The sequence below is a fragment of the uncultured Pseudomonas sp. genome (assembly GCF_913774235.1).
Lineage (GTDB): Bacteria > Pseudomonadota > Gammaproteobacteria > Pseudomonadales > Pseudomonadaceae > Chryseomonas.
The window spans coordinates 846,467-861,435 of the sequence record NZ_CAJYDW010000012.1; the positions used below are offsets into that span (position 1 = coordinate 846,467).

At 65.2% G+C, this 14,969-nt stretch carries 14 protein-coding genes; 7 read left to right on the top strand and 7 right to left on the bottom strand.

Going from position 1 to position 14,969, the window contains the following annotated elements; genetic code table 11:
- Positions 1-143 precede the first annotated feature (143 nt).
- Positions 144-719: a DUF1349 domain-containing protein gene (locus QZ471_RS13475; RefSeq protein WP_295464486.1), complete on the top strand. Its 576-nt coding sequence runs from the start codon at positions 144-146 to the stop codon at positions 717-719.
- A gap of 17 nt (positions 720-736) precedes the next feature.
- Here the strand turns inward: QZ471_RS13475 and QZ471_RS13480 are convergent, their stop codons facing one another.
- Positions 737-1,207 carry a MaoC family dehydratase gene (locus QZ471_RS13480; RefSeq protein WP_059228007.1) on the bottom strand — a complete coding sequence of 157 codons (471 nt, stop codon included), beginning with the start codon at positions 1,205-1,207 and terminating at the stop codon, positions 737-739.
- Positions 1,208-1,467: 260 nt separating this feature from the next.
- Here QZ471_RS13480 and QZ471_RS13485 point away from each other — a divergent pair, with 260 nt between their 5' ends.
- From QZ471_RS13485 to QZ471_RS13500, 4 genes are all read left to right on the top strand, one after another.
- A complete protein-coding gene (locus QZ471_RS13485; protein ID WP_295464488.1) occupies positions 1,468-3,147 on the top strand; it encodes a long-chain fatty acid--CoA ligase in 1,680 nt (559 codons plus the stop codon).
- Positions 3,148-3,299: 152 nt separating this feature from the next.
- On the top strand, positions 3,300-4,079 hold the full coding sequence (locus tag QZ471_RS13490) for an SGNH/GDSL hydrolase family protein (protein WP_295464490.1): 780 nt from the start codon (positions 3,300-3,302) through the stop codon (positions 4,077-4,079).
- A 142-nt stretch (positions 4,080-4,221) separates the two neighbouring features.
- Positions 4,222-8,247: an ATP-dependent RNA helicase HrpA gene (gene hrpA, locus QZ471_RS13495; protein ID WP_295464492.1), complete on the top strand. Its 4,026-nt coding sequence runs from the start codon at positions 4,222-4,224 to the stop codon at positions 8,245-8,247.
- A gap of 58 nt (positions 8,248-8,305) precedes the next feature.
- Complete coding sequence (locus tag QZ471_RS13500; RefSeq protein ID WP_295464494.1) at positions 8,306-9,019, top strand: Mut7-C RNAse domain-containing protein; 714 nt, start codon at positions 8,306-8,308, stop codon at positions 9,017-9,019.
- Here QZ471_RS13500 and QZ471_RS13505 read toward each other — a convergent pair.
- The gene (locus QZ471_RS13505; RefSeq protein WP_295464496.1) at positions 9,016-9,849 is read right to left on the bottom strand and encodes a DUF1206 domain-containing protein; all 834 of its coding nucleotides are present in this window, start codon (positions 9,847-9,849) and stop codon (positions 9,016-9,018) included. The two genes, QZ471_RS13500 and QZ471_RS13505, sit on opposite strands and share 4 nt — an antisense overlap.
- Positions 9,850-9,989: 140 nt before the next feature.
- Here QZ471_RS13505 and QZ471_RS13510 point away from each other — a divergent pair, with 140 nt between their 5' ends.
- Entirely contained in the window at positions 9,990-10,463 is a 474-nt protein-coding gene (locus QZ471_RS13510; protein ID WP_295464498.1) for a GreA/GreB family elongation factor, read from the top strand.
- A gap of 104 nt (positions 10,464-10,567) precedes the next feature.
- Here the strand turns inward: QZ471_RS13510 and QZ471_RS13515 are convergent, their stop codons facing one another.
- The 5 genes from QZ471_RS13515 to QZ471_RS13535 all read right to left on the bottom strand — a co-directional run bounded on the left by QZ471_RS13515 (position 10,568) and on the right by QZ471_RS13535 (position 13,938).
- On the bottom strand, positions 10,568-10,852 hold the full coding sequence (locus QZ471_RS13515) for a hypothetical protein (protein ID WP_295464500.1): 285 nt from the start codon (positions 10,850-10,852) through the stop codon (positions 10,568-10,570).
- A gap of 17 nt (positions 10,853-10,869) precedes the next feature.
- Complete coding sequence (locus QZ471_RS13520) at positions 10,870-11,895, bottom strand: TerC family protein (protein WP_295464502.1); 1,026 nt, start codon at positions 11,893-11,895, stop codon at positions 10,870-10,872.
- A gap of 143 nt (positions 11,896-12,038) precedes the next feature.
- The gene (locus QZ471_RS13525; RefSeq protein WP_295464504.1) at positions 12,039-12,470 is read right to left on the bottom strand and encodes a nuclear transport factor 2 family protein; all 432 of its coding nucleotides are present in this window, start codon (positions 12,468-12,470) and stop codon (positions 12,039-12,041) included.
- Positions 12,471-12,634: 164 nt separating this feature from the next.
- The gene (locus QZ471_RS13530; RefSeq protein WP_183630417.1) at positions 12,635-12,946 is read right to left on the bottom strand and encodes a DUF6482 family protein; all 312 of its coding nucleotides are present in this window, start codon (positions 12,944-12,946) and stop codon (positions 12,635-12,637) included.
- Between the two features lie 89 nt (positions 12,947-13,035).
- On the bottom strand, positions 13,036-13,938 hold the full coding sequence (locus tag QZ471_RS13535; RefSeq protein WP_295464508.1) for a LysR substrate-binding domain-containing protein: 903 nt from the start codon (positions 13,936-13,938) through the stop codon (positions 13,036-13,038).
- A gap of 193 nt (positions 13,939-14,131) precedes the next feature.
- On the opposite strand from QZ471_RS13535, the gene QZ471_RS13540 reads away from it, so the two are divergent.
- A complete protein-coding gene (locus tag QZ471_RS13540) occupies positions 14,132-14,959 on the top strand; it encodes a transporter substrate-binding domain-containing protein (RefSeq protein WP_295464510.1) in 828 nt (275 codons plus the stop codon).
- Positions 14,960-14,969 lie beyond the last annotated feature (10 nt).

The window sequence follows — 14,969 nt, forward strand, 5'->3', positions numbered from 1 at the left end:
CGCCATAGCCCTGCTATGACTCGTCGCGGCGCCTGGCCCAGGTCAAAAAATCACTCGCCAATTCTTGCGCGAACTTCTGAAGCACCGCACTAGAACTTGCGGTGCTCGCCGTACTCCAAGCGCGAGGATGCCAGGAGAGCCCCATGTTCGACATCTGCCACTGGACCAACGAGCCGGAGACCTGGCTGGCCGAAGCCGACCGGCTGAGGGTCATCACCGATCGGCACAGTGATTTCTGGCGCCATACCCACGACGGCGCCGAGCGCCACAGCGGGCATTTCTTCGGCGCGCGGGTCACCAGCGGCTTCACCGCCCAGGTGCGCGTAGTGGCGCGCTGCAAGAACCAGGGCGACTACGCCGGCCTCATGGTCCTCCTCGACGGACAGCACTGGTTGCGCGCCGGCATCGGCTACTTCGACGAGACCCCGCAACTGCTCAGCGTCCTGACCCTGGGCCGCTCGGATCTCGCCTTGGGCATGCCGCTGGGCGAGCGCGAAGACCTCTGGCTGCGCATCACCCTGACCCAGGGCACCCTGCGGGTACAGGCCTCCCTGGACGGTCAGCGCTGGCCGCTGCTGCGCCTGGCGAGCTTGCCGGCGGCAGCCGAGTATCGCGTGGGTCCGGTATGCGGCACGCCAGAACGTGGCGGCATGGAGGTGGCCTTCAGCGACTTCAGCCTGCAGCCCCCGCTGCAACGGGGTCTGGCCGATCTGAGCTGAAGCGGGGAGGGACGGTCTCAGCCGACGGTGACGGGGGGCAGCTCGACCTGTTGTACCTGCACGGTCTTACGCGGGGCGACGACCTTGGCGACGCCATCCACCACCTTGTCACCGTGCTGGTTGAACACGCGGGTAGCCAGGTTCACGCGGAACTTCGGCAGCTTCTCCAGCACCTCGATTTCCACGGTGAGGGTATCGCCCAGCTTCACCGGCTTCTCGAAGGTCATGGTCTGGTCGACATAGAGCGTACCCGGGCCAGGCAGGTTGCAGGCCACCGCCGCGCTGATCAGGGCACCGCTGAGCATGCCGTGGGCGATGGGCTCGCGGAACAGCGTCTTGGCGGCGAATTCGGCGTCCAGGTGCAGTGGGTTGCAATCGCCGGAGAGGGCCGCGAACAGCAGCACGTCGCGCTGTTCGATGGTACGGGTGACTGTCACCTTCTGACCGATCTCGAGGGCTTCATAAGGAATGTTTTCGGTCAGGCTCATGACGCGCTCCGGCAGCAGTGGCAAGGCGGCGAACGCCGCGAAACGGGGCATTCTACGCATGCCCGGGCGGCGAGGCTAATCATCGCCGCGAAAAGCGCCAAGATAGCGTGACTGTAATAGACCGGTCGGTCACTGTATGACGGCAAGGGCGGATATTGATGCTGTTGCGGCCTGGGCAAAACTGCTAGGCTCGCAGGGCCGGATCAGCGCTGACCCGGCACTCTCCCACGAACAATAACCAAAGAGCAGGAGCGGGCTGCATGATGCCGAATTTCTGGAGTGACAAATATCCCGAGGGCATCCAGACAGACATAGATCCCGGGCGTTATCGCAACGTCATGGCGGTATTTCGCGAGGCCTGCCAGAACTACGCCGACCGCCCGGCCTTCAGCAACCTGGGCCGCACCCTGAGCTACCGCGAACTCTATGAGCTGTCCGGGCAGTTCGCCGCCTACCTGCAAAAGCATACCGATCTGCAGCCGGGTGACCGCATCGCCGTGCAGATGCCCAATGTGCTGCAGTATCCGGTGGTGGTGTTCGGCGCCATGCGGGCCGGGCTGGTGGTGGTCAATACCAATCCGCTGTACACCGCCCGCGAGATGCAGCACCAGTTCAAGGATTCCGGCGCGCGCGCCCTGGTCTGCCTGGCCAACATGGCCCACCTGGCCGAACAGGTGCTGCCGCAGACCGACATCCGCCACGTCATCGTCACCGAGGTCGGGGACCTGCTGCCGACCTTCAAGCGGCTGCTGGTCAACGCCGTGGTGCGCCACGTCAAGAAGATGGTGCCGCCGTACCGCATCCCCCATGCCATTCGCTTCGTCGATGCCATGACCAAGGGCGAGCACGTCGACTTCACCGAAGCCGATCCGGCCAGTGACGACGTGGCGGTGCTGCAGTACACCGGTGGCACCACCGGCATCGCCAAGGGCGCCATGCTGACTCACGGCAACCTGGTGGCCAACATGCTGCAGTGCCAGGTGCTGATGACCAAGTACCTGGGCGGCGCTGCCCAGGTGATGATCGCCCCCCTGCCGCTTTACCACATCTACGCCTTCACCATTCACTGCATGGCGATGCTGACCCAGGGGCACCATAACGTCCTGATCACCAACCCGCGCGACCTGCCGGCCATGGTCAAGGAACTCAAACAGTGGCGCTTAAACGGCTTCGTCGGCCTCAATACCCTGTTCGCCGCGCTGTGCAATAACGAAGACTTCCGCCAGCTGGACTTCTCCGGACTCAAGGTCACCTTTTCCGGTGGCATGCCGCTGCAGCAGACCGTGGCGCAACGTTGGCAGGAGGTCACCGGCTGTGGCATCTGCGAAGGCTACGGCATGACCGAGACCAGTCCGGTGGTGAGCTTCAACCCCCTGGAGCGCCTGCGCCTGGGCACCATCGGCGTACCGGTGCCGGGTACCGACTGCAAGGTGGTGGACGCCGATGGCGTGGCCCTGGGCTTCGATACCCCGGGCGAGCTATGCGTCAAGGGGCCCCAGGTGATGAAGGGCTATTGGCAGCGCCCCGAGGCCACCGCCGAGGTGCTGGATGCCGAGGGCTGGTTGCGTACCGGTGACATCGCGGTGATCGAGCCGGACGGCTACCTGCGCATCGTCGATCGCAAGAAGGACATGATTCTGGTGTCCGGCTTCAACGTCTATCCCAACGAGCTGGAAGAGGTGCTTTCGCAACTGCCCGGCGTGCTGCAATGCGCCGCCATCGGCATCCCCGACGAGGTGGCGGGAGAGAAGATCAAGGTGTTCGTGGTGCCCAAGCCCGGTGCCTCCCTGACCACCGAGCAGGTGCTCAAGCACATGCACGATCACGTCACCGGCTACAAGCGGCCCAAGCTGGTGGAGTTCCGCGACAGCCTGCCGACCACCAACGTCGGCAAGATCCTGCGCCGCGAATTGCGTGACGCCGAGCTCAAGAAGGCGTAACCGCGTTACCCTCAAGCCGCCGCAGCGCTACCTCTCGTCGACTGGTAGCGTTGCGCCGACGCCGCGAGCATGGTTTTCGCAAGAGCTTCGGGTATAAACCGCAGGCGGCAGTTTGCCGTCATCCATCCGACCTCTTTCCTTGAGGACTCACCATGCGAATTCGCGTCCGCCAGGCCGTACTGGGCCTCCTGCTGCTCGGCTCCACCGTACTCGGTCAGGCACAGGCCGGCGAGCCCATCCGCGTCCTGTTCGTGGGTAACAGCTATACCTTCGTCAACGATCTGCCGGCCATGGTCCGTCAAATGTCCGTCGATGCCGGGCAGCCGCGACCATTGGACGTCAAGCACATCACCTTCAACGGCGCCAGTCTCGAAGAGCACTGGAAGCGCCATGACGTCCAGGACGAACTGGCCAAGGCGAACTACGACTATGTGGTGATCCAGGATCACAGCATGATGCCGGTGAAGAACCCGGACCTCACCCGTCAGTACGTGCGCCTGATCGCCGACCTCGCCCGGAAGGACGGTGCCCAGCCGATCCTGTACCTGACCTGGGCCCGGCAGAACAATCCGGCCATGCAGGCCCAGCTGGACAGCGTCTATACCCCCCTGGCCAAGGAGACCGGCGCGCTGCTGGCTCCGGTAGGACAGGCCTGGCAGAAGGCCCTGGCGGACCAGCCGCAACCCGGCCTGTTTTTGTCCGACGGCAGCCATCCGTCCTTCACCGGTACCTACCTGACCGCCTCGGTGTTCTATACGCTGATCTACGGTAGCCGTCCGCCGTTGCCCCCTGCCGCCGAGAACGTCAAGTTCGATCATGCCGATCCGGCCGATCTGCAACAGGATGCCTGGAAGGCCCTGCAGTCCCTCGACATGGCCCTGCGCACGCCGCCGGCTAAGTTGAACATGGCCACTGCCCAGGCCAAGCGCTGATCCCTGCCTCACGCTGCGCGACGCTCGTCGCGCAGCGTCCGTTTCACCGGCTCTTTTCCGAGCCATCTTCTTGTAAAGCCCCGCCGCACCCCCCAACTCTTTTACACTTACCGGTCCAAGCGACCGCCGTCGAAAGAGTTTCATGACCGATACCCCCTCCGTTGCCCGTCTCGCCGCCAATCTGGATCAGGCCTTCAATGCCGACCGCCAGCGCCTGAAACGCCAGTTTCAAGCCTTGCAGAAGCAACCCGACCCGGCCCGCGAGGCCCAGTGGCTGGAGCGTTTCCAGGCGTCCTGCGCCAAGGTCGCGGCGCGGCGTGCCAGCGTGCCGACCATCCGCTACGACGACGCCCTGCCCATCGCCGCCAAGCGCGAGGAGATCAAGCGCGCCATCGAAGGCCATCAGGTGGTGGTGATCGCCGGTGAAACCGGCTCGGGCAAGACCACCCAGTTGCCCAAGATCTGTCTGGAATTGGGCAGGGGAGTGCACGGGCTGATCGGCCACACTCAGCCGCGGCGACTGGCGGCGCGCAGCGTGGCGGCCCGGGTGGCGGAGGAACTCGGCTCGCCCCTGGGTGAATTGGTGGGCTATCAGGTGCGCTTCGAGGACCAGAGTACCGACGCCAGCCTGATCAAGCTGATGACCGACGGCATCCTGCTGGCCGAGACCCAGCACGACCGCTTCCTCGAACGCTACGACACTCTCATCGTCGACGAGGCTCACGAACGCAGCCTCAACATCGACTTCCTGCTGGGCTTTCTCAAGACCCTGCTGCCGCGCCGCCCCGATCTCAAGCTGATCATCACCTCGGCCACCATCGACCTGGAGCGCTTCTCGCAGCATTTCGACGGCGCACCCATCGTCGAGGTATCCGGGCGGACCTATCCGGTGGAAACCTGGTACCGGCCGCTCAGCTCGGAGGTGGACGAAGACGGCGAGCGACTGGTGGACGACCTCTCGGTGGACCAGGGCATCCTCCAGGCGCTGGACGAGATCGAAGCCCATGAGCGTAGCGTCGGCCAGCGCCCGGGCGATGTGCTGGTCTTCCTGCCTGGCGAACGCGAGATCCGCGACTGCGCCGAGGTATTACGCAAGGCCCAGCTCAAATTCACCGAGGTGCTGCCGCTCTATGCACGACTGACGCCAGCCGAGCAGCAGAAGATCTTCCAACCGCGTCCCGGTCGCAAGATCGTGCTGGCCACCAACGTCGCCGAGACCTCGCTCACGGTGCCGGGTATCCGCTACGTGATCGACAGTGGCACGGCGCGCATCAGTCGCTACAGCTATAGAGCCAAGGTCCAGCGGCTGCCCATCGAGGCCATCTCCCAGGCCAGCGCCAACCAGCGCAAGGGCCGTTGCGGGCGGGTGGAGCCGGGTATCTGCATTCGCCTCTACAGCGAGGAGGACTTCCTCGGTCGGCCGACCTTCACCGATCCGGAGATCCTGCGTACCAACCTGGCCGCGGTGATCCTGCAGATGCTGCATCTGCGTCTGGGCCGCATCGAGGATTTCCCCTTCATCGAGCCGCCGGATGGCAAGGCGATCAAGGACGGCTTCACCCTCCTGCAGGAACTCTCGGCGGTGGACGTCGAGGGCCGCCTGCTGCCGCTCGGTCGGCAACTGGCGCGGCTGCCCATCGACCCGCGACTGGGCCGCATGCTGCTGGAAGCGGCGGAGCAGGGCAGTCTCGATGAGGTGTTGATCGTCACCAGCGCCCTGTCGGTGCAGGACCCACGGGAGCGTCCGGCGGATCGCCAGACTCAGGCCGATCAGGCCCACGCCCAGTGGAAGGACCCGGATTCCGACTTCGCCGCCCTGGTCAATCTCTGGCAGGGCTTCGAAGAGCAGCGCCAGGCGCTGGGTTCCAATGCCCTGCGCAGCTGGTGCCGCAAGAATTTTCTTAACTACCTGCGGCTGCGCGAATGGCGTGATGCCCATCGCCAGCTCAATCTGCTCTGCCGCGAGCTGGGGCTCAAGGCGCGCAAGACCGACATTCCGGCGCCAGCACCGGCAGAAGCCCGCACCAGACCCGCCCCCACCACCGACAAGCACGTCAATGCCAAGGCCCAGCAGCAGGCCGAGGCCAGCGAGGCGGCGGTACGCGCCCGGGGCTATGCGGCGCTGCACAAGGCCATCCTCGCCGGTCTGCTGAGCCAGATCGGCCAGAAGAGCGAAGACGGCGATTACCTTGGGGCCCGCCAGCGCCGTTTCTGGATCCATCCCAGCAGTGTCATCGGCCGCAAGAAGCCCAATTGGATCATGGCCGCCGAATTGGTCGAGACCACCAAGCTGTTCGCCCGCATGGTGGCCAAGATCGAGCCCGACTGGATCGAGCCGGTGGCCGGGCACCTGGTCAAGAAGACCCATCTGGAACCCCATTGGGAGAAGAAGCGCGGCCAGGTGGTGGCCTTTGAACAGGTCACCCTCTATGGCCTGATCGTGGTCGGGCGCCGTCCGGTGCATTTCGGTCCCATAGATCCGCCCGCTGCCCGCGAGTTGTTCATCCGCGAGGGGCTGGTCCGTGGCGAGATCAACAGTCGCGCCAAGTGCCTGGCGGCCAACCGGGCACTGCTGGAGCGCCTGGACGAATTGGAAGCCAAGGCGCGGCGCCGCGACATCCTCGCCGACGAGGAGACGCTGTTCGACTACTACGCCGCGCGCCTGCCGGCGGACGTGTACCAGACCGCTACCTTCGACAGCTGGTATCGCCGCGAGAGCGCCAAGCAGCCCGACCTGCTGATCATGCGCGAGGAAGACGTTCTCGCCCGCGAAGCCAGCGAGGTCACCGCCGCCCAATACCCGGACACCCTGCGTCTGGGCGAGCTGACCCTGCCGCTGTCCTACGAATTCGACCCGACCCATCCGCGTGATGGCGTCACTCTGCGGGTACCGGCGCCGCTGTTGCCGCAGTTGCCGCCGCAGCGCCTCGACTGGCTGGTGCCGGGTTTGCTCTACGACCGCTGCGTGGCCCTGGTACGCAACCTGCCCAAGGCGCTGCGCAAGAACTTCGTGCCGGTGCCGGATTTCGTCCGCGCCGCCCTGGACAAGATTTCCTTCGGCGAAGGCTCGCTGCACGAGGCGCTTGGACGCGAGTTGCAACGCATGACCGGGGCACGCATTCCGGACGAGGCCTGGCCGGAAGCCGAGGCCGGACTCGACCCCCATCTGCGCATGAACCTGGAAGTGGTCGATGCCCAGGGCAAGCCCTTGGGCGAAGGCCGCGACCTGGCCGAGGTGACAGCGCGCTTCGCCCAGCAAAGCCAGGCGGCCCTGGCCCTGCCGACGCAGAAACGCCAGGAGCAGCGCCCGGTGGAGGCCAAGGCCTTCGCCGAGGTGGCGGCCAAGACCCAGCAGCAGGTGGCCGGGCTATCGATGACGGTCTATCCGGCGCTGGTCGACGAGCAGGGCACGGTCCGCGAAAGCCGTTTTTCCACGGGAGCCGAAGCCGCGTACCAACATCGTCGTGCGCTGCAGCGGCTGCTCTTGCAGCAACTGGCGGAGCAAGCCAAATTCCTGCGCGGCAAGCTGCCCGGGCTCACCGAGCTGGGCTTGCTGCACCGCGAACTGGGTCGGCCGGAGGCGCTGGTGGAAGACATCCTGCTGGCCAGCCTGGACGCCGCCATCCTCGCCGATGAAGCCGAGCTGCCGCGGGACGGCGCCGGCCTGGCCTCCCTGGCCGAACGGCGCAAGGCCGGTTGGACCGAACAGGCCGAACGCATCGCGCGCCTGACCCTGGACATCCTCAAGCTCTGGCACGGCCTGCAGAAGAAGTTCAAGGGTCGCATCGACCTGGCCCAGGCCGTCGCCCTGAACGACATCAAGGCGCAGCTGGGCAATCTGGTCTATCCCGGCTTCGTCCGCGATACCCCGCTGGAATGGCTCAAGGAATATCCGCGCTACCTCAAGGCCATCGAGCAGCGTTTCGACAAGCTCGGCGGCCAGGTGCAGCGCGATCGCGTCTGGAGCGGCGAACTGGCCGGGCTGTGGGAACAGTATCGCGCCCGCGCCGCCAAGCATGGCCAGGAGGGCAAGCGCGACGCCAACCTGGAACTCTATCGCTGGATGCTGGAAGAGTACCGGGTATCGCTATGGGCCCAGCAGCTGGGGACGCGGCTGCCGGTGTCGGATAAGCGGCTGAACAAGCAGTGGAGCCTGGTGGAGGCCTGACGCGGGTCATCCATCGGACGCCACGCCGGGCCGGGTCGAGCGCTGGCATAGTGAGGGCATGACCCAGGCCCGTTTCCGCTTCCATGGCACACTCGAACGTTTCCTGGCCCCGGCCCATCGGGGACGGGCGACCTGGGTCGAGTGCGCCGCGGTGGTGAGCGCCAAGCATCAGATCGAGGCCCTCGGCGTTCCCCATACCGAGGTCGGACTGCTGCTGGTCAACGGCGAACCTGCCGAGTTGACACGCCGGCTGGGCGAGGGCGACGAGGTCGTTGTCCATCCTGCCCCGGCGTCCGGCCCGATCCGCAACCAGCCGCCAGGGCGGCCGCGCTTCGTCGCCGATGCCCACCTGGGTGCCCTGGCGCGGCGGTTGCGCATGGCTGGCTTCGATACCCTCTACGACAACGCCTACGCCGATCCCGCCCTGGCCGATCTCGCCCGGCGCGAAGAGCGCATCCTGCTCACTCGGGATCGCGAGCTGCTCAAGCGCCGGCAGGTGGTCTATGGCTGCTACGTGCATGCCTTGCGTCCCGAGGCACAGTTGCATGAACTCTACGAGCGCCTGGCTCTGCGTACCTGGGCCGCGCCCTTCTCGCGCTGCCTGGCCTGCAATTCGCCCTTGCAGGCCGTGACCCTGGAGGAGGTCGCCGAGCGACTCCCGCCGCGGGTGCGGGAGCGCCACCTGCGTTTCCTGAACTGTCCGCTATGCGACAAACTGTTCTGGGAAGGCAGCCACTGGCGCGCCATGCGCGAGCGGCTGGCCCTGGTCTAGCGTGGCAGCACCTGGCGTAGCGACCCGCCCACGTCCGGCAGATCCATGTCGATGCGCCGCCAATAGCCTTCCGCGAAGCTGTAGCAGGCGAAGGCGATCAGTCCGAGGCCCACGATCGACAGGATCAGGCCGCCGAAGGGGAGGTCCTGCAGGCCGTTCAGGGCATCCTTCATGCCCGGCGGATGCAGCGCCTGATAGCGCGAGCCGCTGACCACCAGCAGGACGGCGATCTCGACGAAGGCCACGCCGCGGGCGATCAGGCCGAAGCGGCCGATGGGACGGATCAGCCGCAGTTGCTCCGGACTGGCTTCCAGGTAGCGCTCGAAGCTGGCCTTCCAGCCCTTCACGAAGTGAGCGATGCCCACCCCCAGGGGAATCAGCGCGGCGACGTACACCAGCAGGTTGGAATAGCGCCAGCCGAGGATTGTCTGCAGCAGATCGTTGGTTTCTCCGCCCGAGCCGCCGCCCTGGCGCAGACCGCTGACCAGCAGACCCAGGGCGAAGAAGGCCAGGGCGCCATAGGTGAGGCCCCCCACCAGCAGGCCGGCGCGGATGACCAGGCCTTTGGGCTTGCTGCCGTGGTTATCGACATCGCGTATGGCCTGGAGGATGCGCCAGGCCGCGAAGGCGACCAGACCGACCACTACCACAGCGACCAGGAAATGCCCGAAGGGCTGGGCGAGCAGAGTCTCCAGGCTGTCATGGCTGTCCGCCGGCTGACCGGAGCCGCGTGCGGCCAGCAGTGCCAGCACACCGATGATCAGATAGACGAGGCCGCGGGCGGCATAGCCGCCGCGGGCCAGGAGGGTGAGACCGGTACGGGTGCGCATCTGTTATGTCCTGTTACATCCTGCCTTGTACTGACCGGCGGCCCGCGTGCGGGTTCTGGCGGGCGGACGGGCGTATGAGGATGGTGGCGGGACGTGGCTATAAGCCTTAGGCTCGCACCCTTTGCCCCGGCGACGGTTTCATGGACAAAGCACGACTGCTCACCCTCATTCTCCAGGCGCTGGAAGCCGACCGCGACGTCATAAGCCAGCAATTGGCGGCCAGCCACGAGGCGGCTACCCACAGCGAGAGCAAGGCCGAGAACAAGTACGATACCCGCGGGCTGGAGGCGGCCTATCTCGCCGATGGCCAGCGGCGGCGGCTGCATGAAATTGAAATGTCCCTGGCCGCCTACCGGGCGCTGACGCCAACCGCCATGACCGATGGCATTCGCGTTGGCGCCTTGATCGAACTGGCCACGCCGACCGGCAGCCGCTGGCTGTTCCTAGGCCCGGATGCGGCAGGACTCAAGATCAGGCTGGATACCGATGAGGTGCTGGTGATCTCGCCACGCGCGCCCCTGGGGCAGGCGCTGCTTGGCCGGGAGGAGGGCGATGAGGTGGAAGTGACGGTGGCGGGCAAGGTGCACCGCCAGGAGATCGTGGCGGTACTGTAGTGGCTACGTCTCTGTCGACGGGCTATCGCGGCCATGGGCCGCTCCTACAAAAGCATCACCTTCTGTAGGAGCGGCCCATGGCCGCGATAATTGCGAGCAAGTCCTCAGGTCTCCACCCCTTCCCCCGACCGGGCGGCTCTGGGTTGCTGCGCCTCTTCCTGTTGCTTGGGCCGATGCTGATCCAGCCAGGCGCGCGTCTGGTTCTGGGCCTCGTCGACCTTCTTGTTGAGTTCGTCGAGGGTACCGCCCAGGGTTTCCCGGGCCTGTTCGCGGGCGGCCTGCTCCACCTTGGTGGCGAAGCTGTCGGCCGCCTTCTCGGCGCTGTCGCAGCCGCCGAGGCCGAGCAGCACCAGGATGCTGGCCAGGGCGAGGGAGGCTTTGAGTGTCATGGTCGTCTTCTCCTTGCTCACGAAGGTTTGTTAAGCGATTCGCGTGCATCGCGATGGGCGGAAGCCTGCTTGGCCTCGCCGCGGGTCTTGTACAGCGAGACCAGCACACCGCCGGCCAGCAGGCCCAGGGTGACGCTCAGGGAGATCGCCGGCGGGATCTTGCCGATGATGCCCACCAGGAAGATCTTGCAGCCGATGAACACCAGCACCAGCGCCAGGGCGTACTTGAGGTAGGCGAAGCGATGGATCATCGCCGCCAGGGCGAAGTACAGGGCACGCAGGCCGAGGATGGCGAAGACGTTAGAGGTGTAGACGATGAAGGGGTCCTGGGTGATGGCGAAGATGGCCGGTACGCTGTCCACCGCGAACACCAGGTCGGCGCACTCGATCACGATCAGCGCGAGGAACATCGGAGTAGCCCAGAGCACCGCCTTGCCGCTGGCGTCGGGCTGGCGCACGAAGAAGTGCTCGCCATGCAGCTCATCGGTCACCCGCAGTTTCTTGCGCAGGAACTTGATGAAGACGTTGTCGTCGAGGTTGGGCTCCTCGTCCACCTTGGCGAACAGCATCTTGACCCCGGTGATCACCAGGAAGGCGCCGAAGAGATAGAGGATCCAGTCGAACTGGTGGATCAGCGCCGCGCCCAGGCCGATCATGATGGCGCGCAGCACGATTACCCCGAGGATGCCCCAGAACAGCACCCGGTGCTGATATTCACGGGGGATGGCGAAGAAGCCGAAGATCACCGCCATCAGGAAGACGTTGTCCATGGACAGCGATTTCTCGATGAGAAAGCCGGTGACGTAGTCGAGACTGGCATCGGCGCCCTTGAGCTGCCAGACGAAGAGGGCGAACAGCAGGCCTGCCGTGATGTAACCGGCGGAGAGCAGCAGGCTCTCCTTGACCTCGATGGGCTTGTTCTCCTTGTGGAGCACACCCAGGTCGAAGGCCAGCAGGGCGATGACGACGGCGAAGAAGGTGAGCCACATCCAGGTGGCGGTGCCGAGGAAGTCGGCGAAGAAGAATGTATGCAGGGCGTTCATGAGCCCCTCCTTAGTCAAGTTTCAAGACTATGACTCGACATGGCGGCTTGCACCGTCAGAGGGGCCCGGGTCACCAGGACAGGATTTCGAACTCGCGCACATTCGGCAAGGATTGCAGTTTTACAAAATGCAACCGCTCTAGCTCAGGCCTCTCGGGAGGAGTGGTGGCCGGTGATAAGCCAGCGGCCGTCGATCTGCTCGAAGGTGAAAAGAAAGCGTGCAGGGACGCTCACGGCGCTATCGCCTTCACGGTAATGAAACACATAGAGGCCGCCGACCACCACGGTGCTCAGCTTGTGACTCACGCGCTTCTTGAAGATCTGGATATCGCAGACCAGCCCTTCGTTGGCGAGGAAGTTGCGGAAGTATTCGCGCCGGCTGTCCTGGCAATCCCGGACTTCGTTGGATAGGGTCGGCACCAGGATGGCGTCCGGGGCGTAGAGCGCGAGAATGGCTTCCACATCGCGGGTGGCGACGGTCGCGGCCCAGGTGTGCAAGGCGGCCTTGGCGCCGGCAAGACAGGCGATTTCTTCGTTGGAGCGAGCGGGTGCGTAGCCAGGCGTGGCAACGGACATGACGTTATCCTCAGGCGATAGTGGATTTGTTATAATATAACAAATTTGCCTGGCCAGGCGCCGTGCCAGGGCTGAGTGCGAGAGGACGCCGTCGGTCAAAGACACCCGGGGTCAGGGTGGAGAGCTGTGGCCATTGGACGCCGGCGACGGTTGAGACGGGCGGCTCAGCGATTTTCGATCTTCGAGCGCAGCGGGATCTCTTCGCGCGAATCGGTCTGGCTCACCGGCTGGCCGACCATCTCTTCATAGACCGCCGGCTGGGCGATGAACAGGCGGACATCCTTAACGTCGTCGAGGATGCGCCGCGCCTCTTCCACCGAGGCCACGTGCAGGGTAGCGCCCTTGTCATCGGCGACCGGTACCGAGGTACCTTCCACCAGCGCATGGATGACGTAGGAGCCGCCTTCCATGGACACCAGGTTGACTTCCTTGACCGCGCCGGCCTTGACCTGCTGATTCAGCTCTTTGACATTCATCGACACACCTCGGTTATCACGCTAACGAGCCCTGCGCAGCGGCAGGGGTAGGTATGGATTCGAGGCGGGAGCGGGGCCGGGAGTTCCGGTCACTGCCACTGGCGTACCGCCTCGTGAAGAGTGGCTCGCGTTTCCGCGGCGAAGGCCATGGCCAGGGTGCCCGCCGGGCGGTGGTCGGCCAGCAGCAGGTAGCTGGTGAAGCGGATCGCCGGCTGGAAGGGGCGCCAGTCAAGACCGGCATGGAGGTAGTCCTGTGCCACCAGCGGGCTGACGATGCTGACGCCCAGGCCGAGGCCGACCATGGCGCAGATGGTGGCGGCGTAGGGCGTCTCCAGATTCAGTCGCCGTCGCTCCGCCGGCTCCTGGAAATGGCGATCGATGCGCGTGCGGGTGCTATCGCCCGGCACCAGGGAGATGAATTCCTCGCCGGCTAGGTCGGCCGGTGTCACCGCGGTGAGTTGGCTCAGACGATGTCCGCGCGGGAAGACGCAGACCCCGGGCACGTCGCTGAGCAACTCCGCCGCCACGCCCGGCAGTTGCTCACCCACATAGGAGGCCAGCCCCAGATCGCAGAATTGCGAGGCCGCCCAGTGCGCCACCGTAGGCGAATCGCTGGTGTGGATGGTGATGGCCACCTGCGGATAGCGCTCGCGAAAGCGTTGCACCACCCGGGGCAGCAGGGTAAGGGACAGCGAGGGTACCGCGGCGAGGCGGAGACGCCCGATACCGCCTTGGGCGATGGCGCGCGCCGATGCTTGCAGGCTGTCCAGACCCACGAAGGCGCGCTCCACGTCGCGAAACAGGGCCGTGCCTTCTTCGGTGGGCAGCAGGCGGCCGGCAATACGCTCGAACAAGCGGAAACCGCAGCTGCGTTCCAGTTGGGCAATCAGCCGGCTGATATTGGGTTGCGAGGTGTGCAGGGCCTCGGCGGCTGCGGTCATGGAGCCAGACAGCATCGTCGCGCGAAAAGCCTCCACCTGTTTCATGTTCATCCACTCACCCCATATCAAATCCGTATGCCTGCCTAGCGTATTGGCATTTGCCAGCATGACGCCATAAGTCTTACAAAAGAGCCAAGGCGCGATGAACGCCAGCACCGACGACCCCGCTGCATCTTCCGATCTGCCCTCAGAGTCCTGTCTCCGGCCGCTGCCGGCGGTAGTCACCTTTCTTCTAGGAGGCAACATGTCGTATCGCGCGTTTTCCCTAGCCGTTCTGGCGCTCGGCCTTGTCGGCTTCGCTCAGGCTGCTTCCCTGCCACCCGTACCCACCACCCTCACCGAGGCTGGCCTGCTGCGCGCCGGGGTACGCTGCGACCAGCCACCCTATGGCTACCAGGACAGCAACGGCGACTTCGCCGGTGTGGAGGTGGAGATGTCCCGGCAGATCGCCGAGTGGGCGCTGGGTTCGCGGGACAAGGTGAGCTTTACCTGTGTTACCGCCGAAAATCGGGTGCCTCAGTTGCTCGGCCGCAAGGTGGACATGCTGATCGCCACCCTCGGGGTGACCCCGGAGCGGCAACGTGTAATCGACTTCACCACCCCCTACCGTTGGGGTGCCAGCGATGTGCTGGTGCGCAAGGACAGCGGCATCGATTCCATCGCCGCCCTCCGGGGCAAGACGCTGGCTACGCTCAAAGGCTCGGTACAGGCCAAGTGGTTCGAGGACCATGAGCCTGAGGTCAAGACCTTGCGTATGAACAGCGCCGCCGATGCGCTGCAGACGTTTCGCCAGGGCCGGGTCGACGCCTACACCCATGATGCCGCGACCCTGGTAGTGGTGACCGCCCATGACGATAGCGTTCGGCTGGTGGGGGAGCCTTTCCAGATCTCCGATGCCGCCATTGGCGTGCGCAAGAACGAGGCGCAGTGGCGTGACTATCTCAGCGCCGCGGTGGCGCGGATGCACGAGGAACACCTGTTTCGTCCCTGGGTGGAGCGACTGGTGCCGGAAAACATTCGCAGCTACTACCTGAGCGTATTCGAAGAGCCGCGTCCCGCAGAACGCCACTAGGAGCGCGGTC

What these genes read in the sequence shown, in the direction of transcription:
- QZ471_RS13475 (WP_295464486.1), top strand. Translation starts at nt 144, where the DNA reads ATGTTCGACATCTGCCACTGGACCAACGAGCCGGAGACCTGGCTGGCC.
- QZ471_RS13480 (WP_059228007.1), bottom strand. Translation starts at nt 1,207, where the DNA reads ATGAGCCTGACCGAAAACATTCCTTATGAAGCCCTCGAGATCGGTCAG.
- QZ471_RS13485 (WP_295464488.1), top strand. Translation starts at nt 1,468, where the DNA reads ATGATGCCGAATTTCTGGAGTGACAAATATCCCGAGGGCATCCAGACA.
- QZ471_RS13490 (WP_295464490.1), top strand. Translation starts at nt 3,300, where the DNA reads ATGCGAATTCGCGTCCGCCAGGCCGTACTGGGCCTCCTGCTGCTCGGC.
- hrpA (WP_295464492.1), top strand. Translation starts at nt 4,222, where the DNA reads ATGACCGATACCCCCTCCGTTGCCCGTCTCGCCGCCAATCTGGATCAG.
- QZ471_RS13500 (WP_295464494.1), top strand. Translation starts at nt 8,306, where the DNA reads ATGACCCAGGCCCGTTTCCGCTTCCATGGCACACTCGAACGTTTCCTG.
- QZ471_RS13505 (WP_295464496.1), bottom strand. Translation starts at nt 9,849, where the DNA reads ATGCGCACCCGTACCGGTCTCACCCTCCTGGCCCGCGGCGGCTATGCC.
- QZ471_RS13510 (WP_295464498.1), top strand. Translation starts at nt 9,990, where the DNA reads ATGGACAAAGCACGACTGCTCACCCTCATTCTCCAGGCGCTGGAAGCC.
- QZ471_RS13515 (WP_295464500.1), bottom strand. Translation starts at nt 10,852, where the DNA reads ATGACACTCAAAGCCTCCCTCGCCCTGGCCAGCATCCTGGTGCTGCTC.
- QZ471_RS13520 (WP_295464502.1), bottom strand. Translation starts at nt 11,895, where the DNA reads ATGAACGCCCTGCATACATTCTTCTTCGCCGACTTCCTCGGCACCGCC.
- QZ471_RS13525 (WP_295464504.1), bottom strand. Translation starts at nt 12,470, where the DNA reads ATGTCCGTTGCCACGCCTGGCTACGCACCCGCTCGCTCCAACGAAGAA.
- QZ471_RS13530 (WP_183630417.1), bottom strand. Translation starts at nt 12,946, where the DNA reads ATGAATGTCAAAGAGCTGAATCAGCAGGTCAAGGCCGGCGCGGTCAAG.
- QZ471_RS13535 (WP_295464508.1), bottom strand. Translation starts at nt 13,938, where the DNA reads ATGAACATGAAACAGGTGGAGGCTTTTCGCGCGACGATGCTGTCTGGC.
- QZ471_RS13540 (WP_295464510.1), top strand. Translation starts at nt 14,132, where the DNA reads ATGTCGTATCGCGCGTTTTCCCTAGCCGTTCTGGCGCTCGGCCTTGTC.